Annotated in this window: 34 protein-coding genes; 17 read left to right on the forward strand and 17 right to left on the reverse strand. The window is 67.2% G+C overall.

Features of this window, described 5'->3' with window-relative positions:
* Positions 1–57: 57 nt before the first annotated feature.
* The 6 genes from ACFWZ1_RS10130 to ACFWZ1_RS10155 all read right to left on the reverse strand — a co-directional run bounded on the left by ACFWZ1_RS10130 (position 58) and on the right by ACFWZ1_RS10155 (position 4,285).
* Positions 58–1,221 (reverse strand): glycoside hydrolase family 18 protein, encoded by a 1,164-nt coding sequence (locus ACFWZ1_RS10130; protein ID WP_439666320.1) that lies wholly within the window; start codon positions 1,219–1,221, stop codon positions 58–60.
* 95 nt (positions 1,222–1,316) lie between these two features.
* Positions 1,317–1,691: a carboxypeptidase-like regulatory domain-containing protein gene (locus ACFWZ1_RS10135; RefSeq protein WP_439666321.1), complete on the reverse strand. Its 375-nt coding sequence runs from the start codon at positions 1,689–1,691 to the stop codon at positions 1,317–1,319.
* Between the two features lie 146 nt (positions 1,692–1,837).
* The gene (locus tag ACFWZ1_RS10140) at positions 1,838–2,296 is read right to left on the reverse strand and encodes a YybH family protein (RefSeq protein WP_439666322.1); all 459 of its coding nucleotides are present in this window, start codon (positions 2,294–2,296) and stop codon (positions 1,838–1,840) included.
* A gap of 39 nt (positions 2,297–2,335) precedes the next feature.
* Positions 2,336–3,190, reverse strand: a complete 855-nt coding sequence (locus ACFWZ1_RS10145) for a class I SAM-dependent methyltransferase (protein ID WP_439666323.1) — start codon at positions 3,188–3,190, stop codon at positions 2,336–2,338.
* A gap of 49 nt (positions 3,191–3,239) precedes the next feature.
* On the reverse strand, positions 3,240–3,680 hold the full coding sequence (locus tag ACFWZ1_RS10150; RefSeq protein WP_231320387.1) for an SRPBCC family protein: 441 nt from the start codon (positions 3,678–3,680) through the stop codon (positions 3,240–3,242).
* Between the two features lie 95 nt (positions 3,681–3,775).
* Positions 3,776–4,285 (reverse strand): DUF2938 domain-containing protein, encoded by a 510-nt coding sequence (locus tag ACFWZ1_RS10155; protein WP_439666324.1) that lies wholly within the window; start codon positions 4,283–4,285, stop codon positions 3,776–3,778.
* Positions 4,286–4,381: 96 nt separating this feature from the next.
* Here ACFWZ1_RS10155 and ACFWZ1_RS10160 point away from each other — a divergent pair, with 96 nt between their 5' ends.
* Positions 4,382–4,822 (forward strand): helix-turn-helix domain-containing protein, encoded by a 441-nt coding sequence (locus ACFWZ1_RS10160; protein ID WP_439666325.1) that lies wholly within the window; start codon positions 4,382–4,384, stop codon positions 4,820–4,822.
* Positions 4,823–4,933: 111 nt separating this feature from the next.
* The gene (locus tag ACFWZ1_RS10165) at positions 4,934–5,488 is read left to right on the forward strand and encodes a hypothetical protein (RefSeq protein WP_439666326.1); all 555 of its coding nucleotides are present in this window, start codon (positions 4,934–4,936) and stop codon (positions 5,486–5,488) included.
* A 68-nt stretch (positions 5,489–5,556) separates the two neighbouring features.
* Here the strand turns inward: ACFWZ1_RS10165 and ACFWZ1_RS10170 are convergent, their stop codons facing one another.
* On the reverse strand, positions 5,557–6,999 hold the full coding sequence (locus ACFWZ1_RS10170) for a phospholipase D-like domain-containing protein (RefSeq protein ID WP_439666327.1): 1,443 nt from the start codon (positions 6,997–6,999) through the stop codon (positions 5,557–5,559).
* 108 nt (positions 7,000–7,107) lie between these two features.
* On the opposite strand from ACFWZ1_RS10170, the gene ACFWZ1_RS10175 reads away from it, so the two are divergent.
* The gene (locus tag ACFWZ1_RS10175; RefSeq protein WP_439666328.1) at positions 7,108–7,572 is read left to right on the forward strand and encodes an NUDIX hydrolase; all 465 of its coding nucleotides are present in this window, start codon (positions 7,108–7,110) and stop codon (positions 7,570–7,572) included.
* 105 nt (positions 7,573–7,677) lie between these two features.
* Here the strand turns inward: ACFWZ1_RS10175 and ACFWZ1_RS10180 are convergent, their stop codons facing one another.
* Both ACFWZ1_RS10180 and ACFWZ1_RS10185 read right to left on the reverse strand, forming a co-directional pair.
* A complete protein-coding gene (locus ACFWZ1_RS10180; protein WP_439666329.1) occupies positions 7,678–8,124 on the reverse strand; it encodes a BON domain-containing protein in 447 nt (148 codons plus the stop codon).
* A gap of 103 nt (positions 8,125–8,227) precedes the next feature.
* Positions 8,228–8,653, reverse strand: a complete 426-nt coding sequence (locus ACFWZ1_RS10185; protein WP_439666330.1) for a hypothetical protein — start codon at positions 8,651–8,653, stop codon at positions 8,228–8,230.
* A 236-nt stretch (positions 8,654–8,889) separates the two neighbouring features.
* Here ACFWZ1_RS10185 and ACFWZ1_RS10190 point away from each other — a divergent pair, with 236 nt between their 5' ends.
* Positions 8,890–9,405, forward strand: a complete 516-nt coding sequence (locus ACFWZ1_RS10190; protein WP_439666331.1) for a YybH family protein — start codon at positions 8,890–8,892, stop codon at positions 9,403–9,405.
* 112 nt (positions 9,406–9,517) lie between these two features.
* Positions 9,518–11,038, forward strand: a complete 1,521-nt coding sequence (locus tag ACFWZ1_RS10195; RefSeq protein WP_439666332.1) for a serine hydrolase domain-containing protein — start codon at positions 9,518–9,520, stop codon at positions 11,036–11,038.
* 88 nt (positions 11,039–11,126) lie between these two features.
* Here ACFWZ1_RS10195 and ACFWZ1_RS10200 read toward each other — a convergent pair whose 3' ends face one another.
* Both ACFWZ1_RS10200 and ACFWZ1_RS10205 read right to left on the reverse strand, forming a co-directional pair.
* Positions 11,127–11,522, reverse strand: a complete 396-nt coding sequence (locus ACFWZ1_RS10200) for a DOPA 4,5-dioxygenase family protein (RefSeq protein WP_439666333.1) — start codon at positions 11,520–11,522, stop codon at positions 11,127–11,129.
* A gap of 98 nt (positions 11,523–11,620) precedes the next feature.
* Complete coding sequence (locus ACFWZ1_RS10205) at positions 11,621–11,929, reverse strand: hypothetical protein (RefSeq protein WP_439666334.1); 309 nt, start codon at positions 11,927–11,929, stop codon at positions 11,621–11,623.
* On the opposite strand from ACFWZ1_RS10205, the gene ACFWZ1_RS10210 reads away from it, so the two are divergent.
* The 5 genes from ACFWZ1_RS10210 to ACFWZ1_RS10230 all read left to right on the forward strand — a co-directional run bounded on the left by ACFWZ1_RS10210 (position 11,928) and on the right by ACFWZ1_RS10230 (position 14,909).
* A complete protein-coding gene (locus tag ACFWZ1_RS10210; protein WP_439666335.1) occupies positions 11,928–12,875 on the forward strand; it encodes a LysR family transcriptional regulator in 948 nt (315 codons plus the stop codon). The two genes, ACFWZ1_RS10205 and ACFWZ1_RS10210, sit on opposite strands and share 2 nt — an antisense overlap.
* Positions 12,876–13,046: 171 nt before the next feature.
* The gene (locus ACFWZ1_RS10215) at positions 13,047–13,331 is read left to right on the forward strand and encodes a hypothetical protein (RefSeq protein ID WP_231320404.1); all 285 of its coding nucleotides are present in this window, start codon (positions 13,047–13,049) and stop codon (positions 13,329–13,331) included.
* A gap of 228 nt (positions 13,332–13,559) precedes the next feature.
* Entirely contained in the window at positions 13,560–14,045 is a 486-nt protein-coding gene (locus ACFWZ1_RS10220) for a VOC family protein (protein WP_439666336.1), read from the forward strand.
* 43 nt (positions 14,046–14,088) lie between these two features.
* Positions 14,089–14,217 (forward strand): hypothetical protein, encoded by a 129-nt coding sequence (locus ACFWZ1_RS10225; RefSeq protein WP_439666337.1) that lies wholly within the window; start codon positions 14,089–14,091, stop codon positions 14,215–14,217.
* A 482-nt stretch (positions 14,218–14,699) separates the two neighbouring features.
* Entirely contained in the window at positions 14,700–14,909 is a 210-nt protein-coding gene (locus ACFWZ1_RS10230; RefSeq protein WP_231320407.1) for a cold-shock protein, read from the forward strand.
* An 81-nt stretch (positions 14,910–14,990) separates the two neighbouring features.
* Here the strand turns inward: ACFWZ1_RS10230 and ACFWZ1_RS10235 are convergent, their stop codons facing one another.
* On the reverse strand, positions 14,991–15,134 hold the full coding sequence (locus tag ACFWZ1_RS10235) for a hypothetical protein (RefSeq protein WP_231320409.1): 144 nt from the start codon (positions 15,132–15,134) through the stop codon (positions 14,991–14,993).
* 313 nt (positions 15,135–15,447) lie between these two features.
* On the opposite strand from ACFWZ1_RS10235, the gene dbpA reads away from it, so the two are divergent.
* The 4 genes from dbpA (at position 15,448) to ACFWZ1_RS10255 (ending at position 19,138) form a co-directional block, all read left to right on the forward strand.
* Entirely contained in the window at positions 15,448–16,827 is a 1,380-nt protein-coding gene (gene dbpA, locus ACFWZ1_RS10240; protein ID WP_439666338.1) for an ATP-dependent RNA helicase DbpA, read from the forward strand.
* Between the two features lie 152 nt (positions 16,828–16,979).
* The gene (locus tag ACFWZ1_RS10245) at positions 16,980–17,837 is read left to right on the forward strand and encodes a PA4780 family RIO1-like protein kinase (protein WP_439666339.1); all 858 of its coding nucleotides are present in this window, start codon (positions 16,980–16,982) and stop codon (positions 17,835–17,837) included.
* A 126-nt stretch (positions 17,838–17,963) separates the two neighbouring features.
* Complete coding sequence (locus tag ACFWZ1_RS10250; RefSeq protein ID WP_231320412.1) at positions 17,964–18,176, forward strand: hypothetical protein; 213 nt, start codon at positions 17,964–17,966, stop codon at positions 18,174–18,176.
* A 266-nt stretch (positions 18,177–18,442) separates the two neighbouring features.
* A complete protein-coding gene (locus tag ACFWZ1_RS10255; protein WP_439666340.1) occupies positions 18,443–19,138 on the forward strand; it encodes an NAD-dependent epimerase/dehydratase family protein in 696 nt (231 codons plus the stop codon).
* A gap of 18 nt (positions 19,139–19,156) precedes the next feature.
* Here ACFWZ1_RS10255 and ACFWZ1_RS10260 read toward each other — a convergent pair whose 3' ends face one another.
* From ACFWZ1_RS10260 to ACFWZ1_RS10280, 5 genes are all read right to left on the reverse strand, one after another.
* Positions 19,157–21,208 (reverse strand): M13 family metallopeptidase, encoded by a 2,052-nt coding sequence (locus ACFWZ1_RS10260; protein WP_439666341.1) that lies wholly within the window; start codon positions 21,206–21,208, stop codon positions 19,157–19,159.
* A 122-nt stretch (positions 21,209–21,330) separates the two neighbouring features.
* Positions 21,331–21,768 (reverse strand): DNA methylase, encoded by a 438-nt coding sequence (locus ACFWZ1_RS10265; protein WP_439666342.1) that lies wholly within the window; start codon positions 21,766–21,768, stop codon positions 21,331–21,333.
* Between the two features lie 143 nt (positions 21,769–21,911).
* Positions 21,912–22,970, reverse strand: a complete 1,059-nt coding sequence (locus ACFWZ1_RS10270; RefSeq protein ID WP_439666343.1) for a S41 family peptidase — start codon at positions 22,968–22,970, stop codon at positions 21,912–21,914.
* Between the two features lie 79 nt (positions 22,971–23,049).
* Positions 23,050–24,609 (reverse strand): M56 family metallopeptidase, encoded by a 1,560-nt coding sequence (locus ACFWZ1_RS10275; RefSeq protein ID WP_439666344.1) that lies wholly within the window; start codon positions 24,607–24,609, stop codon positions 23,050–23,052.
* Between the two features lie 10 nt (positions 24,610–24,619).
* Positions 24,620–25,006, reverse strand: a complete 387-nt coding sequence (locus tag ACFWZ1_RS10280; protein ID WP_231320418.1) for a BlaI/MecI/CopY family transcriptional regulator — start codon at positions 25,004–25,006, stop codon at positions 24,620–24,622.
* Between the two features lie 438 nt (positions 25,007–25,444).
* Between ACFWZ1_RS10280 and ACFWZ1_RS10285 the strand changes: the two genes are divergently transcribed.
* The 3 genes from ACFWZ1_RS10285 to ACFWZ1_RS10295 are packed head-to-tail and all read left to right on the forward strand — an operon-like array spanning position 25,445 to position 26,977.
* The gene (locus ACFWZ1_RS10285; protein WP_439666345.1) at positions 25,445–26,236 is read left to right on the forward strand and encodes a hypothetical protein; all 792 of its coding nucleotides are present in this window, start codon (positions 25,445–25,447) and stop codon (positions 26,234–26,236) included.
* Positions 26,233–26,532 (forward strand): hypothetical protein, encoded by a 300-nt coding sequence (locus ACFWZ1_RS10290; protein ID WP_231320420.1) that lies wholly within the window; start codon positions 26,233–26,235, stop codon positions 26,530–26,532. The genes ACFWZ1_RS10285 and ACFWZ1_RS10290 overlap by 4 nt, the downstream gene beginning before the upstream one ends.
* A 1-nt stretch (position 26,533) precedes the next feature.
* Positions 26,534–26,977, forward strand: a complete 444-nt coding sequence (locus ACFWZ1_RS10295; protein WP_439666346.1) for a hypothetical protein — start codon at positions 26,534–26,536, stop codon at positions 26,975–26,977.
* Positions 26,978–26,983 lie beyond the last annotated feature (6 nt).

Consider the following 26,983-nt stretch of genomic DNA (forward strand, 5'->3'; position numbering starts at 1 on the left):
CTCGAATCTTCTCCCGCGGAAGTGCACCGAGAGGCGCTTCGCCTTCGCCGCGTGCACTCAGCGCAAAGGTGGCTGGGCGGGCTCGTCGCGCGCCGGTTCCTGCTCCCGGTTCGAGGGCGCATCCTGCAGCCCCCGCCAGATCGCATCGACCAGTTCGCCCTCGGGATCGTGCTTCTGTTCCCAATACATCAGGCCGCCAAGCCTGTGTGCTTTCACGTAGACGGCCTTCGCGGCGATCGACAAAGGGTCGTCGTAGGTGATGAAGGCGTGCGTGCGCCGGTTCCACAACCAGGCAGCCCTGGCCTGCGGATCCCAGTAGCGCACGAAGCCGTTGCGGCCGATGTACTTCTTCTTCAGCTCCGGCCAGGGATGCTCTCCCTGGTAATCGCCATAGGATTGGTAGAGGCCATCGTGGTCGGGCTTCACCTGCGCGAACTCGCGGCCGTAGAAGGCCACGCCAAGCAGCAGTTTCTCCGATGGCGCACCGGCGGCGAGAAACTGGCGCACCGCGCCGTCGCCGGTGCGTGCATCGGCCGCAGCCAGGCGCGAGCGATACAGTCCCGTGTGATGCCCGGTGATTGGCGTCATGCGATTGACGAAGTCGTAGGTCATCAAGTTGAACCAGTCGACCAGCGGCGCAACCGCCGCGATATCGACGCCATCGACGAACGGCCCATCCGCGACCGCAATGCTGAGCACGTAATGCCGGCCCTTGCCCTGCTGGTCGAGCGCCTGGCGAAGCGCCTTCAGCAGCAGCGTGAAGTGGGTCCGGTCGGCCGGGCTGGAAGCGATGCCCGATTCGCCATGGCCCGGATATTCCCAGTCCACGTCCAGCCCATCGGCGCCCTGCGCCGCGACGAGACTCGCCGCGCTCTGCGCGAAGACCCGCCGGCCTTCGGCCGTCGCGGCCGCCTCGGAGAAACCGCCGGCGCCCCAACCGCCCACCGCGATCGTCACCCTGAGCGAAGGCTTCGTGCGCTTGAGCGCCAGCAGCCGTCGCAGGCGGGCAGCCGCGTCGCCATCCAGCACCACGCGGCCCCGCTCGACGTGGGCGAAGGCGAAGATCAACGTATCGATGCGCTCGAGCGTGTGCGCCTGCGTGGCATTCCAGTCGGTGGCATAGCCCACTACGCGATAGCGAGTCGCTTGAGCCATGCCAGCGACCACGGCCAGCGCGCCGGCAAACAGGATGAGAACAAGCCTCGGCGGGCGTAGCGGCATGACGCGAATTCCTCTGCGGCAGGCCATCGAGCATGCCACGGCGGCGGCGGACCGGGTCGAACTCAGGAGGCACCCCGGGGCGCCTCCGGAATCCTTCAGCCCTCTTCGTGCCCGGCGCACTTGTCGTCGGGACAGGCGAAATCGACTTCCGCGCCACGGCCGACTTTCAGGTCGACATTCGAACGCGTGTCGGCGGCCTTCCCGTCCTTCTCCAGCGTCACCGTATAGATTCCCAGCGGCAACCGGCTGATCGAGTAACGCCCGCTGTCCTTGATGGTGACGTGGCGACGCATGCCCGAGGTCACTCCCTTTACCGTGACCGTCTGGCCCGCCGGTCCCCAGCCGAAGATGCTGCCGCCCGTTTCCTGGGCCGTCGCGGTCGACGGCGCGAACGCAAACAGACTTGCGCCCACGCACCCCACAAGCAACCGACCGTACATGGCGGCGCCGAAGTACTTCCTTTCGCTCATGCCTTCTCTCCGTGTCCTTGCGTCTTTGCCAAAATCAAGATCGCGTTCACGCAGCATAGAAGAAAGTGCGCGATCGCGAATCCGGCAGCAGACGGCGGTTTCTGCGCCTTGCCATGGCGCGAAGCTGCAGCAGTGCGAATGCCGGCTCAGCTGGAATGATCCAGGATGATCTTCCAGCCTTGCGCCGTCTTCTCCCACAACAGCGAATAGACGCCGTCATCCTGGGCGGCTTCGCCATGTTCGCTGCGATCCAGGTGGAAGCGCCCGGTGACCACTGCGTAACGCACCTCACCCTGCGCGCAAGGCAGCATCCGCACGTCGACGTCCGAGAACGTCAGCCGACCCATCTGCGCGTTGTTCGCATAGTGCTTGTGGTAGCTCGCCAGGATTGCCTGATAGCCCTTGCGCACCGAACTGCCGACGAAGGTGGTATCCGGCGCGTCCTTGTAGCCGTGCATGAAGGTTTCCACGTCGCCGCGGTTCCAGGCGGCCTGCTGGTCGGCCAGCACCTGGCGGATGGCGGCTGCATCGTCGGTCGCGGCCGCGGCGGGCAGGGCTGCAACCAGCGCCAGCAGCCCCATGAACACCCAGCGTGACAGTTTCATCGCGTACTCCTCGGTTGGGCCAACGGCGGCCGGTCGAGCTTAATCGCTTCCTTGCCCCACGCACCGGAACACGGCCACCCGGTCCGCCGTCGTCGGCCCATCCGTATGCAGCCAGGCCTCGTCGCCGACGATGCGGGTGCATGGACCGTAGGTGCACACCCTGATCGGCCGCCGCATCCCTTCGAGCCGCAGCGCGTCCAGCACCTCTCGCAGCACCGTCCCCAGGAATGGGGTGTAGAGGAAGAACACGGTGCCGCGTGACAGGTCCGCGTCGCGCGCGTCCTGCGCCAGGAACCCGACGCGCTCCAGCTTGAGTCGGCGGGCCGCGCGCCGCGCGGCCTCGACATGGGGCGGCTGCCATTCCACGCCGATGGCGCGCGCGCCAGTACAGATCGAGGCGAGCATCGGCACGTGCCCGAGTCCGGAGCCAAGATCGACGAGCACGTCGCGCGGACCCACGCGGCTGCGCACGAGCATGTCCAGCGCGTGGCGCGCCGGCGTCGGCTGGTAGAACACCATCTCCGGTTCCAGTGGTCGTGAGCCGGGACCCGGGTCCGCCAGTTGCAGCACGCCGGCGAGCAGTTCGTCGAGCGCGTCGTAGCCTTCGCCGTCGATGAGGCCCGTCTCCTGTTGCCAGCGCTGGAACACTGCCGGCCCGTACCCGGCCCGGACCACCGCGCGCAAGCGCCGGTGCAGCATGTCGTCGGCCCGTTCCAGCCGATGGCGCAGCGCTTGCGCGCGGACGGTGGCATCGGGCGCCTCGTGCGCGAGGACATGCCACACGCGGTCGATCCAGTCCAACGCTTCGGCACGCGCGTGCCAGCGCTCCGCCGCCTCGAGCGTTGCATCGCGGGCCAGGCGATCAAGCCTGTCGAGCATGCGGTCGGCAGTCATCGGCCAAGCATGGCAGCGGACGCGACGGTCCCGGAGGTGCGCGCGGGGCTCAGTCGGGGATCTCCGCCTCGACCAGCCTTGCCAGGAGCACCAGCGATTCCTGCCAGCCGAGGTAACAGGCCTCGGTCGGGATCGCGTCGGGGATGCCTTCCTGCACCACGGTCAGCTCGGTGCCGCAGGAAACCCGCGCGAGCGAAACGGTGGTGACCATCTCGCCCGCGAGATCCGGATCGTCGAAGCGGTCGGTGTAGCGCAGCCGCTCGCCCGGCTGCAGTTCGAGGTACGTGCCGCCGAACGTGTGGCTGCTGCCCGTCGAGAAGTTGGTGAACGACATGCGGTAGCTGCCCCCGACCCGGGCGTCCATGTGGTGGACCTTGCCGGTGAAACCGTTGGGCGGCAGCCACTTGGCCATGGCGTCGGGATCGACGAACGCGCGGTAGAGGCGCTCGGGTGTGGTGCGAAGGACACGGTGCAGTCGGACGGTACCCATGGTTGGCCTCCTGACATAAGGGCGTTCACTAGCACGACGCGCACGGGCGCCCCGTTTCGACAGGCCGGCAGGTTACGTGGGGGCTTGCTTCCGCGCTAGTTCGCCAGCCGGACGAGCAGCACCCACCCTTCGCCCGCCAGATACAGGCCCAGGCCGAACACCAGGTGGGTGACCAGGCTGCGCCGTCGCGCCACGCCGGGGCGCGGCGTCCGCGAGGCGGCCAGGCCTGCCCCGAGCGCCGGCTGCAGCACCAGGAACGGTGCAGCCACACTGGCCAGTCCCACCGCCAGCGCGGGACCGGGTGACGGTGCGTGTGCCCACCCGACGCCGGCGGCGCCGAGCAGCGTGGCGGCGATGCCGATGCCGATCGTGTAATGCGCCATCCAGCCGATCGCGCGTTCCCCGGCTACCCGCGGTGCGTTCTTGATCGCTGCATGACGCAGGCGCCCATGCACCAGATGACCAAGCCAACGGCCGACCATCGCATAGTCGAGCACCGGCACGCCCAAGACGTGCTTCTGGCATAGCCACCAGGCATCCATGACGAGCGTGGCGCCGATACCGACCACGGCGGCGTGGAAAAGAAAGTGCGCAAGCTCAGCCATGAGCCATGCTCCCGTGGTTGCTGTTTTGTCATCATCGGTTTGTCTCCCGATCGCGTTTGGGAGAGCCTACGAATTCAAGTCCACTTAAGGTCAAGCATGAAATTGCTCGATATCGCCGAAGTGGCCAGCCGCTCCGGCCTGCCGCCTTCCACGCTGCGCTTCTACGAGGAAAAGGGACTGATCGCCTCGGTCGGTCGGCATGGCCTGCGGCGCCTGTTCGGGCCCCAGGTGCTCGAGCGCCTGGCGCTGATCACGCTGGGACGCATCGCCGGTTTCGCGCTGGACGACCTGGCGGCGCTGTTCAAGACCGGCGACAAGCCGCGCATCGACCGCCGCCAGCTGGCGGCCAGGGCCGACGAGCTGGACCGGACGATCCGTCAGCTCGCCGCGGTGCGCGACGGCCTGCGCCACGCGGCCAGCTGCCCTGCGCCAAGCCATCTGGAGTGCCCGAAGTTCCGGCGCCTGCTGCGGGCCGCGACCGCCAGCCAGGCACGCCCCGCCGGCAAGCGGCCGCCACGTCGCAGGGCGCTGGCATGAAGACGACGGTCCGATGTTGCTGACGCGCGCTTGATCGGCCGGTAACACGCGCGGGCACAGGATGCCGCCGGGAAACCCGGGCTGGCCTCGCTGTCCTGCGGGAGGCCTCTCATGCCTGCCTCGATCGCTCCCCTTGTCCTCGCCACCGCGCTGCTCGCCACGCCCGTGGCGCATGCCGACAATCCCAAACAGCCCTCCGATGCCCAGCTCATCGCCAGCGCCATGCGTGCGGCGCCGGCCGGCGTGGGTCGCCATGCCACCATCATGACGATGCAGCCGGACGGCACCATGCGCACGCTGCGCCAGGGCAGCAACGGCTTCACCTGCATCCCCGACGCCCCCGCCACGCCGGGACCGGATCCAATGTGCGCGGACAAGGCCGCGATGGGCTGGGTACACGCCTGGCTGACCCACGCCACGCCGCCGGCCGGCAAGGTCGGCCTGATGTACATGCTCGAAGGCGGGACCGACGCCAGCAACACCGATCCCTACGCGAGCAAGCCGCAGGGCAACCATTGGGTCAAGACCGGACCGCACGTGATGGTGGTCGGCGCCGATGCGGCGTTCTACGACCAGTATCCGAAGGCGGCCGATCCGGTCACGGATGCGCCGTACGTGATGTGGGCGGACACGCCCTACCGGCACCTGATGGCGCCGATCCGCTGAGGTGCGGGATCCTGCGGGGTGGGCTTGGGCCCGCCATGGGCGTGCGGGCACGGAGCCTGCGGGCGCGATTACAACTGGGAAGCGAATTCGGCCCAGAAGCGGTCGGTGACCTGCTGCGTCCACGGCCGTGCGCGCAGCCGTGCCATCGTGACCGGCTGTGACACGGCCAGGTCCCGGTCGAACACATCGGTCATGCGCCCCGCGAAGCGGCCGTCGTAAATCGCGATATTGGCCTCGTCGTTGAGATGCAACGAGCGACTGTCGAAGTTTGCCGAGCCGGCAAGCGTCAGGTAGCCATCGACCACCATCAGCTTGCTGTGGAAAAGCGACGGCGTGTAGCGGGCGATCTGCGCACCCGCGTCGAGGAATTGGGCCCAATAGGTGCGCGAGGCGTCGCCGACCATGTGGCCATCGACGTGATCGCCTTCGACGATGATGCGCACCCGGACGCCGCGCGCCAGCGCGTCCAGCAGGGCCTGCCGCACTGGCTCGTCCGGCACGAAGTAGGAGGCTTCCAGGTCGATCGAGCGCCGCGCGCCGGCGATGGCCAGCAGGAACATGCGCTGGGAGTTGTACTCGCCCACGCGGTCGGTGCTGGCGATCACCTGCACGGGCAACCGGCCCGCCGGCGAACAGGTCGCCACGTCGGCTGGCGGCAGCGGTTTGCCACCGGTGGCCAGCCAGTGTTCCTCGAATACGCCGCGCATCTGCGCCACGGCGGGGCCCCGCATGCGGAACATCATGTCGCGCTTCTGCCTGCCGTTGCTGGCATTGCCCAGCCAGGCATCGTCGATGCCCATGCCGCCGGTCCAGGCCACGTGATCGTCCACCACCATCAATTTGCGGTGGGTGCGCTTGTTGAGGTTCGCCAGCTGGTCCAGCCGCACCGGCCGGTAGAAATGGAAATCGACGCCCGCCGCCCGCAGTCGCTCGGCGTCGGCCACGTTGCCGCGCGAACCCATCCAGTCGACCACCACGCGCACCTTCACGCCGGCGCGCGCGCGCTCGGACAGCGCGGCGACGAAGACATCGGCGACGTGCCCGCGCCGCAGGATGTAGCTCTCCAGCTCGATGCTTTTCCGCGCCGAGCGGATGTCGGCGAGCATGGCCGGGATATAGGCATCGCCGTTCTGCAGGTCGACCACAGCGTCGCCCTGGGTGACCGGACTTCCGAGCAGGGCTTCGGCCTGCTGCCGGAACGCCGGGCTATCGACCGGCGCCACGTTGGCCGGCGCCTGCGACAGCCCCGGGCCCGCAGGCAAGACGTTCGCCGCGGTCAGTCCGGCCAGGCCGACGGAGCACGCACCGGCAAGCACGAGGCCAACCGTACGCCAGATCTTGCGCAAACCCGCGCCGACCCGCCGCACTGCCGAGCGGCCGGACAGGTTGCCGGTCGGGTCGAGTACGCCGGGATGGCCGGAGCCATGGCACGTGCGCGACTTGCGCACGTCGGAGGTTGCACCCACGGTGGACCGGCTTGCGGCTTCCGGCGTGCGAAGGAATGGCTGCATGGGCTCTATCTGGTCAAACTGTTATCGAATCATGGGGTTGCGCCACTGAACCCCAAGCAAGCACGACGATGGCATCGCCCGTCCCGTGCGGCCTGTCGGAGAGAAGACATGCATGGCATACCCACGCGCTGTTCACTCGTCTCGGTAATTCCCGTCCGCAGCCAGGGCGAGGACGCCCGTACGCTGCTCCTGCACCGCGCCAAGGCCCACCTCCATGGCCTGTGGACCTACCCGGCCGGGCACCTCGAGCCCGGCGAAACGGCCTGGCAGGCGGCCGTGCGCGAACTCGTTGAAGAGACGGGCCTGCGGCCGACGGCGCTCTATTCGTCCGACCAATGCGAGACCTACTACGACGTGCGCGAGGAGTGCATCGCAGTGGTGCCGGCGTTCGTCGCCTTCGTGGCGCCCGATGCCGAGGTGCACCTTGACGCCGAACACGACGATCACGCCTGGCTGTCGTTCCCCGACGCGATCGCGCGGTTGCCGTTCGGTGGCCAGCGCACACTCTACGCGCACGTCCAGCGCGAGTTCGTCCTGCGTCCGCCGGCGCCGGCGCTGCGGATGCCGGCCTAGCGCCGGCGGGGCACGTCAGACCACGCCGCGAATGGCCGATCCTATGGGTCGTCCTCGGGGAAGGTGCGCTCCTGCAGGGCAACGCCGTCGCGCCCTCACTGGAGGCTAGTGCCGGCTCTCGCTCGCGGGCGGCAGCTGCGCCGCATCCAGGCGGTTGTCCACGCGCGCCACGCCCAGCATGTCCGAGACTGCCGCGACCAGTTCGTCCACTTCCGCGAGCCGTGCCGAACCGCTCAATGTCACCAGACCGTCCTCCACGTGGACCTCGACCTTGCCCGGCTGTGCCACCAGGTGCCCGAGCTTGGAGCGGATGCGGTCGTGTAGCTGCCGGTCGTCCGAGGGCGCCTGCGCGTGCAGGTGGGCCGATGCGCCGTGCAGGCGGTCGGCCGCGTGCCTGGCCGTGTCCTGGGCGAAATCCTGGATGTCCTGTCCCGCCGCAAGCACCCTGTCCCGCGCCATGGTTCGCCGGCGGCGTCCGGCCACCGGGTCGAGCAGATACATCGCCGCCGCGCCCGCCGCAAACGCGGCGGCAAGCTTCGCTAACTGTCCCACGGTCGCCTCCTGTGGTTGCCGATCCGAGGCGACCGATGCTGCGCGACGCTGCGGCAACGGCGCGCGAAAGTGTCGTTGCCGCGGCGAGTGTGCGGGCCGGTATTCAGCCTCCCGCGCCCGCTCGCGCCGGCTTGTCCGCGCCGAAAGGCCCGCGCATGAGCAGCGTGCCGTAGATCACGGTCATCACCGCGAACAGGACGGTCAGGAAACCCATCGCGCGCGGTGCGCCGCCGGCCAGGACCGGGTGGCCAAGGCTGCACGCGCTGACGAGATGGAGCATGAGATTGGCAAGCGTCGTCGGGCGCCCATAGATGCCGCCGACGATCATCCGGCGCTGGTTCCAGTTGAGCCAGGCCAGCGCCAGCCATCCGGCCGAGATCAGCTGACCGAGCACCGTGGCACCGGCCGGCATCCCCGGCATCAGTCGCGGCAACAGCTCGTCGGACCCGAACAGCAGGGCCACCCCGCCGATACCGAGGACGGCGGCATTGAAGGTCGTGATGAAGGATGAGGTGCGCGCAGCGTTCATTCCGTGACTCCACTTCGCCGGTTGGGTGATCAGGTCCGCAGCTGCCCGATGGCGCGGGCCAGGTTGGCCCCGGTCTGTCCCTCGCGCAGCGCGAATGGAAGGTTGGCATAGATTCGCGCGCGTGCCAGGAACCGGTCCAGCAGGCGCCGATGCACGAAACGGTGCACGCAGCCCGCGGCGGCGCGATGATCGCCCGGCCGCGGGCGATCCGTCCGCACGTCCAGAGGAGTAGGCCCATGAACCGTACGCTCCTGTCCCTCGCGCTCGGCCTAGCCGCCGCCCCGACCATGACGCATGCCGCCGACGCAAGCTGCACGGTATGGCAGCGCGAGCTCTCGTTCGCCCGTTCCGTGGAACAGCACGACGCGGCCGCCTTCGCCAGCCATATCGAAGCCGACGCCGTGTTCGCCGCCAACACGCCCCGACCCCAGCGCGGGAAGGAAGCCGTCCTGGCCCACTGGCGTGGGCTGATCGACGGCAAGGACATGCGCCTGGCCTGGTATCCCACGCAGGTCGTGACCGGCGGCATCGAGGATGTGGCCTACTCCAGCGGCCGCTGGTTGATGGAGGCGGTCGACCCCACCGCCAAGCCGCATTACATCGCCGGCCACTTCGCTACCGTCTGGCACCGCGGCAAGGATGGCGTCTGGCGCGTGCTGTTCGATGGCGGCGACGAAGGCACAGCCACCGACGACGCCGGCGCGTCGGCCTTCCGCAAAGCCCGGCAAGCCACGTGCCCTGCAGGGAGCTGAGCCCCGCAAGGACGGTTCGCGCGAAGTTGGCGTGGCGCGCGTGCGCCTGACGCAACCGGACCGGCGCCGCACGTATCTCTGCCAGGCAACAGTTGCCCGCGGAGCCATGCTCATGAAACCACTCGCGCCCCTCCTCGTGGCTATCGCCGTGGCGCTCGCCCACCCGGCGCGCGCCGACAGTCCCCCGGTCGACTTCGGTCCACTCGCGAAGCTCGTGGCGACGACCAACACGGCGATCGGCCACCCGACCGGCATGGCGATCGCGGTAGTGCACGATGGCAAGGTCGTCTACCAGGATTACGTCGGGCTGGCCGATATCGCTCGCCGTGCGCCAGTCACCGCGCGCACCGACTTCTATATCGCCTCGGCCACCAAGCCGTTCACTGCACTGGAGGTGTTGCTCAAAGTGCAGCAGGGACAGGCGGACCTGGCGATGCCGTTGCAGGCGATGTTTCCCGGGCTGCATTTCGCTGGCATCGACGCGGGCGCCGTCACCCTGCGCGACCTGCTCGTCCACACATCCGGCATCGACAACGAGCCGCTGGTCTGGGCGACGGCGTTCAGCGGATTGCACGATCCGGACACGCTGCGGGCGCTGGTGGCGCGCTCAGGCACCGGCGCCGAGGCCGCGCACGGCACGTTCGAGTACACGAACGTGGGCTACAACATCGCCAGCGTCTGGCTGGATGCGCGGTTCAAGCGTCCCTGGCAGGCACAGTTGCAGCAGGACGTCTTCGAGCCGCTGGGCATGCGGCAGACCTCCGCCTACATCAGCCAGGCCCAGGCGCGGGGCTGGGCGATGGCCCTGCCCTATTCGCTGGCTTCCGATGACCCGCAGGCGCCGCTATATCTCACCAAGTCCGACGACACCATGCAGGCAGCCGGCGGCATGGTGTCCACCGCGCCGGACCTGGCGCGGTTTCTGATCGCGCAACTGGAGCCACCCGCCGGTAACCATCCCTCGCTGGCCCGCGCCATCGGGCAATCGCACGCGACCCAGGTAGACCTGAAAGCCCGGTACCTCGACTTCGAGCGCACCGGCTATGCATTGGGCTGGTACACGGGCGAGTACAAGGGTCATCGCCTGCTCCATCACTTCGGCGGCTTCGCCGGCTTCCACGCGCACCTGTCGCTCATGCCGGACGAGAACGCGGGTCTGGTGGTCCTGTGCAACGAAGACATGCTCTGTCCGCGCATGACCAATCTGGTCGCCGATTACGTGTATGGCGCGTTGCTCGGACAGACCGGCAACGAAGCGGCGGTGGCAAAGCGCTTCGCCGCGCTACCGGGCGAAGCTACCGGGTTGCGTCAGCAAGTGCGCAGGCAGCGTGCTGCGATCCGCGCCCGTCCCTGGCACCTCACGCTGCCGCGCGAGGCTTACGCCGGCACCTACGCGAACCCACTGCTCGGCACGATGCGGATCCACGTCGATCGGCACGGCGCGATGGCCATCCATTGGGGCCGCCTGCACGCCGTCGCCACCGGTTATCCCAAGCACGACCAGGTCCGTGTGGAACTGGTGCCCAACAGCGGCAACGTGATGGCGTTCCAGGTGGACCGCGGCAAGGTGGTCGCGGTCCGGCTCGAGGACATGGTTTTCGCAAAACCGGCCGACAACGCGGATCGACACTGATCAGCGGCCTTTGCGACCCATCACATCCGGCGTAGCCGCGTCCATCGGCAGCGACGCCGCGGTGATGGAGCACGCACCCACTGAAGGACTAGAAGTCCGACAAGCCGAAACGCGCAACGCCCTTGTTGCGTCCCGGCGGATCGAGCGTGTCCAGGTCCAGCGCCAACGGCGTGCCGATCCATTCGGCCAGTCGCGTGTGATCGGCGAGGTCGTCGTCGGTCAGCGGGTGGATCAGCGCGGTGAGTCCGGATGCCTGGATGATCTCGCGCACCACCGCCAGTCCGTCGGCGGTGAAGTGGATCTCGAACTGCGGCAAGGGATGCGGTCCGGCCTTGCCGTCCCTCAGGCTGCCGACGAAGCGCAACGGCGCAAGTTCGCCGGCGGCCATCCGCTCGCTGAGCACGCAGCGCATGGTCTCGGCCAGCGGCCGGCTGGCCGCTTCGTAGTAGATGTGCGCGTGGTACGGCGCGTGCGCCTCGTTCATGGCTTTTGTCCTGCCGGAAAGGCCCATCGGTACGCCGGGACGCATCCGCGGCACGTCGATCGATGTCTCCCTTATATCCGCATCGGTGCTGCTCCACCTCATGCCATGGCACCGGCGGGCCGGCCGGGCGGCAGGATCGGCTGCCGCACGTCACGCACCGGCCGGTTGCGCGGCTCTGCCGGCGTCGCTGGTAGCCGGACGCTTTCGGCGGGGCGGGCCTTGCCGCCACCGGGCTTTTCGCCGCGCACGGGGCGCACGATCCAATCGATGCTGGGTATGTCCAGATGAAGGCTCGGCACGGCGACGCTCCTCGCTGCGGAAGGTATGCGCGGCATGTTGAGGCCACACCAGGGCGTAATAAACGTGCCAGACTTTGCTTCATAACCAACCCCATGGTTTTGAATCATGAATAAGCTGGCTGGCATGGAAATGTTCGTGCGCGTGGTGGACTGCGGCAGCTTCGCGGGCGCTGCCGAAGCGAGCGGCGTATCCGCGACCATGGTCGCCAAGCACGTCGCGGCGATCGAGCAACGGCTGGGCGCCCGCCTGCTCCACCGCACCACGCGCAAACAGCAGCTCTCCGATGTGGGGCGGCTTTACTACGAGCGGTGCAAGCAGGCCCTGGCCGAAGTCGCGCTCGCCGAGGCGAGCGCGCTGGAACTGCAAGCCGCCCCCAGGGGACGGCTGCGGCTGGTGGCGCCGGTCGGCTTCGGCAGCCACATGGTGCCCGCGCTGGCCGAGTACATGGCGAGTCACCCCGAGGTCAGCGTCGAACTTACGCTGGACAACCGTCCACCGAATCTTGCCGATGGCGGCTTCGAGCTCGGCGTCCTGGTCGGCGACGTCACCGAACCGGGCGTGGTCGCGCGGCCGTTGCGCCACTACCGGCGCATCCTGGCCGCCTCGCCCGGGTACCTGGCCCGCCACGGTCATCCCATGCGACCGGACGACCTGGCCCGACACGAGTGCCTGGGCATGTCGTACTGGCGGCGATCGGATGTGTGGCGACTGGTCGGGCCGGACGGCACCACGTGCGTCGTCACTGTGGGTGGGCGTTTCACCGCCAACCAGGGCGATGCGCTTCGCATTGCAGCGCTCAGCGGCATCGGCATTGCGCTGCAACCGGAGCCGTTGTTGTCCGACGACCTGGCCGCGGGCCGGCTGCTGCGCGTCCTGCCCGACTGGTCGCTCACGCCCTCGCCGATGCATCTGATCTACGCGCAGGACCGCCACCCCACGGCCAAGCTGCGCAGCGCGATCGACTTCCTGCTCGCGCGCTACGGGCAAAATCCTGCGAGCGAATCGCGGGACACCATCGTTCCGTCCGCGCCGAACGCAAGAACCACCCGCTGACGTTCGTCGCGGAACTCCGATTGCCTGAACTGCTTGCAACGGGCGTCTTAACCGGCGCTGTCGTTTGGCGTGGGTTAGCCATAATCAGCCGCTCCGGAACGGCGTTTTGACGGCTGCTGGACCGGCTTGCAGGACTAATCACCCACTGTCTGAAAGCTCACGGGACACACCATGCTGGATAGCGCGGAACAACTCGGCCAGGCCCTGGGCGATTGGTCGAGTCACCCCAACAAGGCATACGTCGGGAAGATCGACAGGGTGCAGGCCTCCTCCACGCAAGCGTGGACGCCCGAGTACTACATCGATCACTACCTGCAATCGCACAACCGGCCGGTCACCCACTGGAATCGGGACGTCGTGTCCGCGGCCCTCGGCAAGTTCAAGGGACGGGCGCCGTTCAAGCGATGGGAGCTGGACGAGTTCCTCGACGGCACCTGGCGTTTCGCGCCGGATTGAACCTGCGGCCCGCGAACACGACACGGTGCGGCGTCACCCCCGCTCCACGCTCCGTGTCGCGCGCGTCCACCCGCTGCCATCCGAACTTCCCTATAAAAGGCAGGCCCAGGGCCTTCGCCGATTGTCAGTCGACGGCGCAGGACTTTTCTCGACCCGCGTGTCGATCCGGCACCCCTTCAACCGTCGACAGACTAAGGCGGCCTCACCGCCCCAACCTGGAGAAGGGAAATGACCAGCAAGAACACCATCTGCCTCTGGTACGACGGCACCGCCCTGGACGCCGCGAAGTTCTACGCCCAGACCTTCCCCGACAGCGCCGTGGGAGCCGTCCACCGCGCGCCCGGCGACTATCCCTCCGGCAAGCAGGGCGACGTCCTGACGGTGGAGTTCACGGTCATGGGCATCCCCTGCCTGGGCTTGAACGGTGGACCGGCTTTCCCCCAGACCGAGGCCTTCTCGTTCCAGGTCGCGACCGACGACCAGGCCGAGACCGATCGCCTGTGGAACGCGATCATCGACAACGGCGGCAGCCCGAGCGCCTGCGGATGGTGCAAGGACAAATGGGGATTGTCCTGGCAGATCACCCCGCGCGTGCTGACAGCTGCGGTCACCGATCCGGATCCTGCGGTGGCCAAGCGCGCATTCGACGCCATGATGACGATGACGAAGATCGACATCGCCGCGATCGAGGCAGCCCGCCGCGCGACGGCCTGAGCGGCGCGCGCGTCAACGGCAAATCGCACGATGAGCTGATCACGTGCAACGTCCCGCAGTACAACAGCACGCATTACATGGCCCGACCCGCAGGGGCGGCGGCGCGCAGCGCGAGCGGCAGATCGGCCGCCAGGCCACCCGCGTCACCCTGCAGAACAACAAGCTCTCCTGATCGCACGAAGGGCAAGGATGCCCTTGTCCGCCTGTCATGCTGGGGATGCCGGCATCTGCGCCAGACCAGACCGCCCTTTTCCGGCCGGCTCCTTTTCGCCGGTCCGCGGCATGTCGGGTTGTTGTGCCCGCTTTCCGGCGACGTCCCGTTCAGTCGTTCGGGCCACAGGGCCCGCCGCCAAACGGGCCAGGTGGCATCCGCGCGGACGTGGCGCCGGAGCACGCCTGGCGTGGGCCGATGCGCGCGGCGGCGACGATCGGGAACCGACTTCGCCGGCGGCTGTTGAACCTGTGTTCACAAAAACATTTGCTTCGGGACGCAACAGACACTACTGTGCCCGGGCTGGGTTTCAAGGGTCACGCGAACTGTGGCCCGATGCTGTAGAGAGCAGTTCCACTACACCGTTGCACCCGTTTCCTCCTTGTAACCAGCTACCCCGCCGCACTTCGCGGCTTTTTCATCCGTTCCAAGGAGATACAACGATGTCGCAGACCGAAACCGGTACCGTCAAGTGGTTCAACGATGCCAAGGGCTTTGGCTTCATCAGCCGCGCCAGCGGCGATGACGTGTTCGTGCACTTCCGCTCGATCACGTCCTCGGGCTTCAAGAGCCTGCAGGAAGGCCAGAAGGTGTCCTTCGTCGTGACCCAGGGCCCGAAGGGCCTGCAGGCCGACCAGGTGCAGCCGCTCTAAGGCTTTCGCCCGTTCCAGAAAAAGCCCGGCCTTGCGCCGGGCTTTTTTTTGCGTCTCTGTGGCGCTTTCAGGCGGCACCGCTCACTTCGGGGAAACGTTGTCCGACCGGTCGTCGGGCTTGTCACCCTCGCGTACGGGACGCTTCTTGGACTGCTTGGCGTCCTGCTGCTTCTTTTTGGCGAGTTCGCGCTGACGCTTTTCGAACGCATAGTTGATCTTGGCCAATCGGGGAGTCCTCTCGGGGCTGGGATGGAAATGACCGCCACCGTCGCGACGCGTGTGTCGCGGGCGATGTGCGCCGGGCGCTGAGCCGGCGCAAAAAGCGGAATCGTCGTTGCGGATGAGTAGGCTGGTACTTCTGCCAATTCCGCAGCCGTGGGGCGACGGAAGGAAACGCGGCGGAGGGCCGCCGGGCGGCCAGGACGAGCGTACACGGGTGCAGAGGGCGAACGGCCATCCTACACCCTCACGCCTGCCGCGATGTCTGGGCGGCCCGGCCCTGTCCCGTCCGCATCGCCGATTGATGCGATCATGGCGAATGACCGACTTCACCACGCTCCCCCTCAAGCCCGCCCTGCTCGCCAGCCTGGAAACGCACGGCTACGCCGAGATGACTCCCGTGCAGGCGCAGAGCCTTCCCCCGATCCTCGCCGGACGCGACGTGATCGCCCAGGCGCGCACTGGCAGTGGCAAGACCGCTGCGTTCGGCCTGGGGCTTTTGCAGGCGTTGGATGTGGACACCATCCGGCTGCAGGCACTGGTGCTATGCCCCACCCGCGAACTCGCCGACCAGGTAAGCAAGGCGATCCGCCGGCTCGCCGCCAGTCTCCCCAACGTCAAGCTGCTGACCCTGTGCGGCGGCATGCCGCTCGGGCCCCAGCTGGCCTCGCTCACCCACGATCCGCACATCGTGGTGGGCACCCCCGGCCGCGTGCAGGAACACCTCAAGCGCGGCAGCCTGCACGGTGGCGGCATCAAGACACTGGTGCTGGACGAGGCCGACCGCATGCTCGACATGGGTTTCGGGGAAGCCATCGACGACATCGTCGGCCGGATCGCGAAACATCACCAGACGCTGCTGTTCTCGGCCACGTATCCGGAAGCGATCCGCACCACCAGCCGGCGGCTGCAGAAGGAGCCGGTGGAAGTCACCGTGGAGACGCCGGCCGAGGCCGCGCCGGCCATCGAGCAGCAGTTCGTGGAAGTCGAGCCCGCGCAGAAGCCCGACGCGCTCGCCCAACTGCTCGGCCGCGACCGCGACCAGCACGCGCTGGTCTTCTGCAACATGCGCCGCGAGGTCGACACCGTGGCGCAGGAGCTGGACCGTCGCGGCTTCTCCGCACTGGCCCTGCACGGCGACATGGAGCAGCGCGACCGCGATGAAGTGCTCGTGCGCTTCGCCAACCGCAGTTGCAGCGTGCTGGTGGCCACGGACGTCGCAGCGCGCGGCCTGGACATCGTCGCGCTGCCGCTGGTGGTCAGTTACGACATCGCGCACGACCCGGACACACACACGCACCGTATCGGGCGCACCGGACGCGCGGGCCAGTCGGGCGTCGCGATCACCCTGTGCACGCCGCGCGAGCGACCCAAGGCCGAGAACATCGAACAGGCATTGGGCGAGCCCCTGCCCTGGCGAGCGCTCAAGCTGGCCCCGCCACGCGGCAAGACCTTGCACCTTGCGCCAATGAAGACCCTGGTCATCGATGCCGGTCGCCAGGACAAGCTGCGTCCCGGCGACATCCTTGGCGCACTCACCGGCGACGCCGGCCTCAAGGCCGACGACATCGGCAAGATCGACGTCTTCGCCACCCGCGCGTACGTCGCCATCACCCGCGCGCTGGCCAACAAGGCGCTCGAGCGCCTGCGCGCCGGCAAGATCAAGGGGCGCAACTTCCGCGTGCGCCCGCTGGGGTGAAAAACCTGGCAGCGCCAGCACGGCCGGTTCGAGGGTCGACCGCGGTCGCGGGCCTGCACGGCGATGGTTCACGGCCACGCGCAGTGACGCAGCTCGCAGTCATGCCCGACCGTTCATAATGGACAGTTCCCACTGACCGCCCGCCCCTACGCATGAAAACTCCCACCGGCTTGCAGGAGCTGATCGACGACGGCGTCATCGACGAAGTCCTGCGCCCGCTCAAGAGCGGCAAGGAAGCTTCCGTCTATGTCGTGCGCTCGGGCGACCAGGTGCGTTGCGCCAAGGTCTACAAGGACATGGCCCAGCGCAGCTTCCAGCAGCGCGTGCAATACCAGGAAGGTCGCAAGGTGCGCGGCAGCCGGCAGGCGCGCGCGATCGGCAAGGCCAGCAAGTTCGGCCGCAAGGAAGCCGAAGCCGCCTGGAAGAATGCCGAAGTGGACGCGCTCTACCTGCTGGCCGACGCCGGCGTGCGCGTGCCGCAACCCTACGGTTACTTCAACGGCGTGCTGGTGATGGAGCTGGTCACCGACGCCGATGGCCAGTCGGCACCGCGACTGGGCGAGGTTGAGCTCTCCGCCGACACCGCCCGCGAGTACCACCGCATCCTTATCCGCCAGGTGGTGCGCATGCTTTGCGTCGGCCTGATCCATGGCGATCTTTCTCCGTACAACGTGCTGGTGGCGCCCGACGGCCCGGTCATCATCGACCTGCCCCAGGTGGTCAGCGCATCCGGCAACAACGCCGCGCGCACGATGCTGCGGCGGGACGTGAGCAACCTCACCATCAATCTATCGCGCTTCGCACCCGACCTGCTCGACACGTACTACGCCGAGGAAATGTGGGCGCTGTTCGAACAGGGCGAACTGCAGCCCGAAAGCGAGCTGACCGGCCGCTTCGCGTTCGATGAGAGCGCGGTCGACGTGGACAGCGTGATGCAGTCCATCATCGACGCGCGCGAGGAAGCACTCATCCGCCAGCAAGGGCGAGAAGCTGCGATGGCCGAAGACTGATTTGGCTGGCAGCAGGCATCGCGAACATCGCTTGACCGGCTCCTCACCGCAACGTAAGGCCCGTTGAGGGATGGTGGCCCAGCACGGTGAACAGCCGTGCTGTCCCATCTATCCCGGAGATCGGAAATGCCCAATAGCAATGACAACCGTGGTGGTTCGCACGAGCAGCACGTCAAGGCAGGCGAACAGAGCCACAAGAACGACGACAGGTCGAAGTCGGCCAGCAGCAGCTCGTCCGGCGGCAATCGCGGCAACCAGAGCGGAAGCCAGAGCGGAAGCCAGGGCGGCAGCCACGAGCAGCATGTGAAAGCGGGCGAGCAGAGCCACAAGAACAGCTGACCCAACACTCCAGCAACGATGCATGGAGGGGCGCTACGGCGCCCCTCGGCATATCCGCGTTGCAACGGAGCGACGCAGCGCTCCTCTCCTTCCACTCGTGGCGTACTTCAGAAGTCGACCGTGCGACGAGCCGCGAGCGCTTTCATGGCGCCTTGTACGCGCACCTGCATAATGCTCATCGCAGTGAAGCCCCCTCCCGCGCGGCTGTCGCATAGGCCACGCGCCATTAAGGCTAAGCTCGCGATTCCCACGAGCGGAGATGGCCCATGCGGATCCTCATCACCGGCGGAACCGGCCTGGTCGGCCAAGGCGTGCTTCGCGAGTGCCTGCGTGCCCCGGACGTGACGCAGGTGGTCGCGCTGGGCCGACACCCCACCGGCATCCACAATGCCCGGCTGGAGAAACTGTCCTGCCCGGATTTCGCGCAGGTGGAATCGCTCGGCGATCGGCTGGCAGGGTTCGACGCGTGCCTCTACTGCGCCGGCGCACCTCTGGTGGGGATCACCGCGGAGGCCTATCGTCATGTCACGCTGACGCTGACCTCGAAGGTGGCCGAGGCCTTCGCCAGGTACAACCCCCGTGGCCGCTTCCTGTACATCTCCGGGGCCTACTCGGACCCCGGTAGTCGCATGATGGTGGCAAGGGCCAAGGGCGAAACCGAGCGCGCCCTTGCCGCCTTGCCGATCACTACCGTGATGCTCCGGCCGGGTGGCATCCGCCCGGTGGAAGGCATCCGTTCCCCGCACAAGCAGCTGAACCTGTTGTACCGGCTCGGATCGCCTGCGCTGGCCCTGGCCGTGCGCCTGCTGCCTGGCCAGATGACCACGACCGCCCGCGTGGGCCGGGCCATGCTCGCCCTGGCGCGTGATCCGTCGCCGCCCCCGATAGTGGAGAACGACGCGATCAATCGCCTCGGGCGCGAGCCTTCGCCAACGGGAACGGCGCCCAAGCCCGTTCCCTGAAAAGCAACCCCGGTTCCATCACCAGATCCGCACGCGATCCTGCGGGGCACGCCACATGGGCTGGCCGGGCTTCACGTCGAACGCCTGGTAGAACGCGGGAATGTTCGACATCGGGCCGAGCACGCGCCACTTTGCCGGGGCATGCACATCCGACAGCAGGCGCTGGCGCAGTCGCTGCTCGCGCTGCTGGCTCATCCAGCCCAGCGCATAGCCGAGGAAATAGCGCTGGGTCGGCGTCAGGCCGCCGATCTTCCCGCCCTTCTTGAACTGCGCCGTCTTCTCGAAAGCTTCCAGCCCGAGCAGTACGCCGCCGTAGTCGGCGATGTTCTCGCCCAGGCTGGCCTTCCCGTTGATGTGCAGGCCGGGCAGCGGTTCGTAGGCATTGAACTGCTTGACCATCACTTCCGCCGCGGCGTTGAAGCGCGCCGCATCCTGCGCCGTCCACCACCCGGACAGGTTGCCCTGTGCGTCGTACTGGCGGCCCTGGTCGTCGAACCCGTGGGTGATCTCGTGGCCGATGGTGCTGGCGGCGACATAGCCGTAGGCGACCGCATCGTCCACCTGGTCATCGGGCACGCCCGGCACCATGAAGATCGCCGCCGGCAGCACGATCTCGTTGTTCGACGGGTTGTAGTAGGCGTTGTAGGTCTGCGGGGTCATGTCCCATTCGGTGCGGTCGACCGGCTTGCCGAACTTCGCCAGGTTGTCCTGGAACTGCCAGCGCCGCGCCGCCATGACGTTCGCCGCATAGGAATCGCGTCCCACGACCAGCGCCGAATAGTCCTTCCACTTGTCCGGATAGCCGACCTTGGGCGTGACCGCGGCGAGCTTGGCCAGCGCCTTGGCCCGGGTTTGGGGACTCATCCAGTCGAGCCGTTCGATGCGGTCATGGAAGGTGCTGCGGATCGCCTCGACCATCGCCGTGTAGCGCTGCTTCGACGCCACCGGGAAATACTGCCTGACGAAGATGCGCCCGAGCACCATGCCCATGGCGTCGTTCTCCTCGTCTAGCACCCGCTTCCAGCGCGGGCGCTGCTCCTGCTGGCCAGACATCGCACGGCCGTGGAAGTCGAAGTGCGCTTCATCCAATGCGGTGGACAGGAACGGCGCGTACCCGTCGACCAGGTGGTAGCGAAGGTAATCCTTGATTACCGGCAGCGGCGTCTCGCGCAGCAGGCGGTCCTCGGCGGCGAAGAACTCCGGCTGGCCGACGATCACGTAGGTCGGGTGGATGCCCCAGGCCGCGAGCCGCTCGCTCCAGTCGATGGACGGCGTGACCTTGGCGGTGAAATCCGCCGGCGCCATCTTGTGGTAGTTCTTCTCCGGATCGCGCAGGTCCTCGAGCTTGCGCGAGGCCTTGGCCAGCGCCGTCTCGAACGCCATCACCTGCGTCGCCGCCGCCCTGGCCGCGACCGGGTTGCGACCGAGCAACGTGAACGTGCGCGCGAGGTGCTCGACGTAGGCGGCGCGGATCTTCGCCACGCCCGCTTCGGGGTTGAAGTAGAAGTCGCGGTTGGGCAGGCCCAGCCCGCCCTGGTGGATCTGCACCGCCATCGTCGCGCTGTCCTTGTCGTCCTGCGCGATGCCGATGCGGAATAGCGCGCCGGCGCCGATCGGCTTGGAGGCGAACACCGCATCGAGCACGCCAGCGGGCGAGGAAATCGCGTCGATGCGCGCCAGCTCGGCATCCAGCGGATGCAGGCCCAGGCGATCGGCCTTCGCCACGTCCATGGCGGTGGCCCAGAAATCACCGATCTTCTGCGTGTCGCTGCCGGGTGCGGCCGGCTGCTTCGCTGCCGATTCGCTGATGCCGCGCAGGCGCGCATACAGCTCGTCATCCACCTCGTTGCCGATGCCCCACGTCGCCTCGGAGGCCGGGATCGGATGCGCCTTCAGCCAGGCTCCGTTCGCGTACTGGAAGAAATCCACGCCCGGATCGACCGACGTGTCGATGTGCGCGGCGAGAAAATCCTGGTGGGGCGTGGCGTCGGCGGCCAAGGCGCCCGTGGAGGCGAAGGCCAGCGCTGCCGACAGCATCGTAGTGCGAAGGGAAATTGCCAGGCGGGTCATCGGACGTTTCCGAAAAGAGGTCGCGCGACTTTGCACGCAGCGGGGTCTTTTTGGAACCGCCGGAGGTCATATCGGGCCTCGCCGGTCGAGCGCAGGCGCAACCAGAGCCGCGTGCGCGTCCGTCAGGACCGGAACAGCGCCGGGCCGGCTTCGCGCATGAAGATGCCGACGGTCACCGGGCCGATACCCTTGAACTCCCGCAATCGACGCTCGAAGTCTTCGCGGCTTCCGGCGGCTTCGAAGATGCCGAGCACGCGGCCCTGGTATTGCTCCAGCAACATCCGGCACAGCAACGACAGGCGTGCGGCGGTGGATTCGTCGTAACGCGCGTAGCCGCCTTCGCCGAGCATCCGGACCAGTTGAGCGTGCGTGCAACCGCACAGCTTTCGCGGCGTATCCAGGCCATGGACCTCCACCAGCACCCGCCAGGTGGCGGCGGCCACCTTCTGGCCGATCCGCTTGCCGAACAGAAAGCTTGCCAACAGCCACTTGAAGAGGCTTTGCTCGTCATCCGCCGTTACGCGGATACCCAGGTCAGCGGCGGAGATGTACGAGCTCATGGATATTCCCGAACGACATGGGGCCAGGTCGGCCCGTACCGGTCATTGGAGCGGGTCCCGTATCCGGTTGCCGTCAAAGCCGGCCCTGGCCTTCGAGGCGGAAAAAAAGGCCGGTATTGCCGACCCTTTTTTCCATCACCCGATCAATGGAGCTCTTTCAGGCGCCTGTTCAGCGCATCGCGCACTTCAGGATCCTTCTCGGTCGCCAGGAAGCCGGTCAGCAGCCGACGCTGCGCGACGGCGAGCGCGTCGTCCGCAGGTACAGCCAGGTCCGGGACGACACCGGTGCCTTCCCAGTCGGTATGGGTGACCGGACTGATGGAGCGACCGAACGGGATGAATACCGCGAAATGCCGGTCGAGCATGTGCGGCATGCCCGGATGCGCCCCGCCTCCGGTGGTCTCGCCAACCAGCGTTGCGCGCTTGAGATTCTTCAACGCGTAGCTGAAGTCCTCGCCGGCTGAAAACGTCTTGCCGCTGGTCAGCACGTAGACCTCGCGCGCGGCGCCATAGCGGGGCCCATCCAGCCGGGTGCGAGTCCACATCTCATGGTTGCGGTTGTCGGTGCGCGTGTAGATGTCGTTGAGATGGGTACGCCTGTCGAACAGGTAACTGGCAAGCAGTCCCACGGCGTCGGGATCGCCGCCGTCGTTCTTGCGCAGGTCGATGATCAGGGCGCGGGTATCGCCAAGCAGGGTCATCATGGCGGCATACCGGCTGCTCACCTGATCGGGCGGCATGAAGGCATGCAGGTCGACGTAGCCGATGTTGAAAGGCAGCCGGCCCACCGTCTCGATGCCGAAGTTGAGCCTGCGGCCGATGCCCAGGAGCTCGGCCTTTTCCTGCGCCGAAGGTTCGGTGTTCGCGCTTTCCGGCGGAAGCGGTTCCGCGCTGTACTGGACCTCCAGATGGCGGTCATGGCTGACGGCCTGCAGATCCCCGGTCAGCCGCCGGGCGAAGCCTTCCGCGCTCGACACCGCATCGTAGGCGCCCTGTTGCTGTTTGGCGTTCAGCATCGCGGCGTATTGCTTCGCCTTGTCGGGAAACACGTAATAGCGCTCCAGGTCGGCGACGAGCGTGTCGACCACCTGCTGGCGCGTGGCGGCGTCGATGACCATGTCCGGCTGCGGGGGCGGTCCCGGAGTCGATTGTGCGTTTACGACCGACGAAGCGCCGCACAGGGACGCGGCGCAGGCCGCCAATGACAGGAACCTTTTCATCCGATGCTCCTCATTACTACTAATTGATTAGTACTTGCGTACAAAAAAACCAGGGAAGCCCTCAGTCGTGATGCGCCACATCGACTGCATCACCGCGCTCCGGGAGCACTTCGAGTCGCGAGTACCGCCATTGCCCGGCACGGCGCTCGCCGTTCGCCTGCAACCTCGCGATGCCCTGCGGGCCACTGAGCATGATCGAGCAGTCGAACGCATCGCCGTTGAGCGCACACGGACCGGTGACCGCGCCGATCGGCGTTCCCAAGATGGCACTCACGCGTGCATCCCGTTGCACCATGGCAATGGCGGTCGTGTAGGCCTGCGTGGTCTCGATCCGGGGCGGAAGCGGCGGCGCCGGGGGCGCGGGCGGAGGCGGTGCCACGGGAGGCGGCGGAGGTGCTGGCGGCACCGGGGGTGCCGGCGGCTTCATCGCGACCGCCAGCCACTCGCGCACCTTGGCGTCGATGCGCGAGGGACGCTCGTCGACCGTATAGGACTCGTGCGGGCGACCGTCCATATCGCTCCACTGGCGGTACTCGCGCAGATGCCCGTCGACCGTTGCGACGATGTGGACCGAATGGCCGACGGTGTTCCACCAGTGCGGAACCTCCTGCGCGGCAACGTCGCCCGCGGCGGTCGGACGGTTCGCCTGTGCGGCATACAACGCGCCGGAACATGCGACGGCGAGCAGGGCCAGGGGAACACCCAGGCGCAGCCGGTGCGGCGGTGAATCGGGGAACAACAGACGCTTGATGCGTTGCATAAGCACTCCTCCTTTGGCTGACAAGGCGAACATCGGGGCGGCGACACGCAAGCGCTCGAGGTTGTTGAGCGCTTCGGCAAGCACGATGGCGTCGCCACAGGCCGCCACCGCAAGATCGTCACAGGCGTTCTCGCGCTCCTGCCGGATGCGGCGGCTCAGCCACCACATGCCCGGGTGGTAGAACAGCAACGCTTCGGCCAGGCACTGCAGGCTGTTCCAGATCCAGTCCAGGCGGCGGATATGCGCCAGCTCGTGCGCGATGAGCGCCTCGATCTGATCGGGCGACAGCCGCGTCAGCATCGAAAGCGGCAACCAGATCACTGGCCGCCACGCATAAGCCGAACACGGCAATCCCGTGTCGCGCAGCAGCCGGATGGCTACCTGGCGGCGAATGCCCAGCGACTGGCGCAACGCCTCGGCACGCGCGTGCCAGTGCGCGGGCAACCGATCGCAGGCTTTCCGATCCAGCCTGCGGACCATCCACCAGCCGCCACACAGGCGCAGCAGCATCGTCGCCACGCCAAACGTCCAGACCCACGGCAACCACAGCGGTGCCAGGTTGGCGGGCGCATAGGCGATCGACGCGACCACGACCGGAACGCGCGCCAGCGGCCCCTGGACGACCGTCATGGCGTCGGCGACTTTGGCGTGGGTGGCGAGCAGGTTCACCAGCGTCAGCATCGGCAGCAGGACCATTGCCAGCAGGAAGGCCATGCCCGTCGCATGCCGCGCCTTCGCGCTCGCGGTGGACTGGATCGCCAGGACCAAACCTGCGAGCAGCGCGAGCGCCGCGACCTGCCACACCGAATGCAGCAGGGTCAGCGCGAGCGCCGCCTTGAGCGCGTCTGGAAGGATGTGCATGGCGGCGGCGTCAGCGGTCGCGTTGCTTGCGGGCGCGAGCGATCAACTGCGCGATGTCGTCGAGTTCCTCGCGGCTGGCGCCCTCCACGTCCAGCGCACGCTGCACGAGTTGCAGTGCCGAACCTGAAAACGCCCGCTGCACCAGGTCCTTCACCAGCGCCGACTGCACATTGGCCTGCGGATGGGCAGCGACGTAGCGGTGGCTACGCTCGGATTCGTCGCGGCGGACCAGGCCCTTCTCGGCCATGATCGTCATCATCTTCAGGACCGTCGTATAGGCGGTGTCCTTGTGGCGCGAGAGTGCCTCGTGGACCTCTCGAACGGTGCACGGCTCACGGCGGTCCCACAGGACCTGCAGGATGGCCAGCTCGCCTTCGGTGGGGCGTACATTCGTCATGCGATCCTCCTTACTAAACAGATAGTACTATTTGATTAGTAGATGTCAACGGCGCAATGAAGACGCCCCGCGCTACCCGCTGGCACCCTCGGAAAAGTGGCTGCAGGAATCGGGTCGCGGCCCGAGCCGGAACGCCGCGAGCGGGCCGGATGGCACGGGACGATGCGTAACCAGCGTGGGCAGACGCGTCTTCCGGAACCGCGCTGGCCAAGGTCAGCAAACTCGGCCGCAGAAACACACAATCCGTCTACATACCGTGGAGCAACTTCCGCCGCGAGTAAGGGGTGTTCGAGGCCATAGCGTTCGTTTCTCGATCCATCGGAAATCGAGCCAAGGAGACAGCCATGTCTTCTGTCCCGTCCAAAACGCGAGCCGTTCCCGGATCCGCAGCGATCGCGCTTCCCCCGGCGCTGCCTGGTGGATGCACCCCCGCCCGGCATGGCAGCCCTGTTTGCAGATGGACGACCGACCGGTCCGGCAAATACCGGTAAGGAGTTCGAGATGGCATCGATAGGCGCCCTGCTTGCCATCGCAGCGCTGCTGCTGATTCCCCTGGTTCCGGCCGCGGTGCTCTACAAGGCCCTTACCCCCAAGCGCCCGGCGGATGCGACCGGCAAAGCCACGCCCGAGGAAGGTGAAGCCCAAGGGGGTTGGAGCGCGGACGGCCGCATGTTCGGAAAGGCGAATCTCACGTTCAAGGTCGTCGGTTCCACCGCCACTTACGTCGTGCTGCTGGCGGTCTCGATATTCACCTATCTGTTCCTGATGAACGAAGCGGACAAGGACGCCCAGCGCATCGCCGATTCCCTGAAGGACAACCAGGCATGGACGGTACGGGTACCCATCCGGCTTCGCGACGCGAGCGGCAACGTACTGCCCGTCGATGGCGGGACATTGCCCCAGGTTCGCGTCGAAACCCAGCCCGCGCTGATCCAGGCGTCCGCCAGCGACGTCACCTTCCGCGTCATCCTCTCGGACGGCAAATTTCCCACGGCGCGCTTCCAGCTCCCCGCGCTGGATCCGGTCGTGCTGGATCTCAACGATTCGGAAAAGGTCCGCTTCGACTATCCGTCGCGCCAGATCATCGGGACCCAGCCGGTATGGATCGTGTTGAGGAACGCCTATGGCGCCACCAACGGGAGCCAGCTGGCGACCTATCCGGATCCGGCGGATGAGGCGCGTCCGCCATCCCCGACGACCTCGCCGGTGTCCCAGGGGAACGCCCAATGAAAAAGTGGCTTGTGTTGTTGCTGGCCTTCGTTTGCACGGATGCAGCCGCGGTCACGGTCGTTCGCGGTCGCGTCGACATCACGCTCCAGTACGGGGTCGTGCCGATGGCCGGCGCGAACGTCCGCCTGTGTGACAGCGGTGGCGGCTGCATGGACTACGTGACCGGATCCGACGGCATGTACTACTTCAATGCCGTGCCGGGTAATCAGGTCATCCTGATCAATGGCGTCCAGCGCCTGCAACTGGTCGTCCCCGACCAGCAGTACCTCGACGTTGCGCCCATCAAGGCCAACTGACATGCACCCGCTCCCCGCGCTTGCCGTGCTCCTGTCGTACGCCCTATCCGCCGCAGCCACGGGCTCGCCGGCGGGTAAAACGGAAAGGACATGCAAGGTCCAGTTCCGTGGAGACGCATTCCTTGCGGCAGCGTCCCAGCGAGGACTCGAGCCGGAACGCAAGACGGCGTGCGACAGGGTGTCGATCTCGGACAACGCGTTCTACGCGATGCCGCTGTCGGCGTGCGACATCGTCTTCAAGAACGCCACTTGGCTCATCAAGAGCGCAAGCTTCCAGAACCTGCGGGGCAACGGTGGCTTTACCGCACACGCCACCAGGGACGGGCTGGAAGTCCGGATAAAGCCGGCCGGCGGGTTCTACCTCAACCAGGTGACGGTGACCGTCACCGGCGCCTTCGCATCGTGCAAGGAGGTGACGGTCGAGGACGTGCTCGGTCAGGGATAAGGCATT

The organism is Frateuria sp. GZRe14 (assembly GCF_051900395.1).
In the GTDB taxonomy this organism is placed as follows: Bacteria; Pseudomonadota; Gammaproteobacteria; order Xanthomonadales; family Rhodanobacteraceae; genus Frateuria_A; species Frateuria_A edaphi.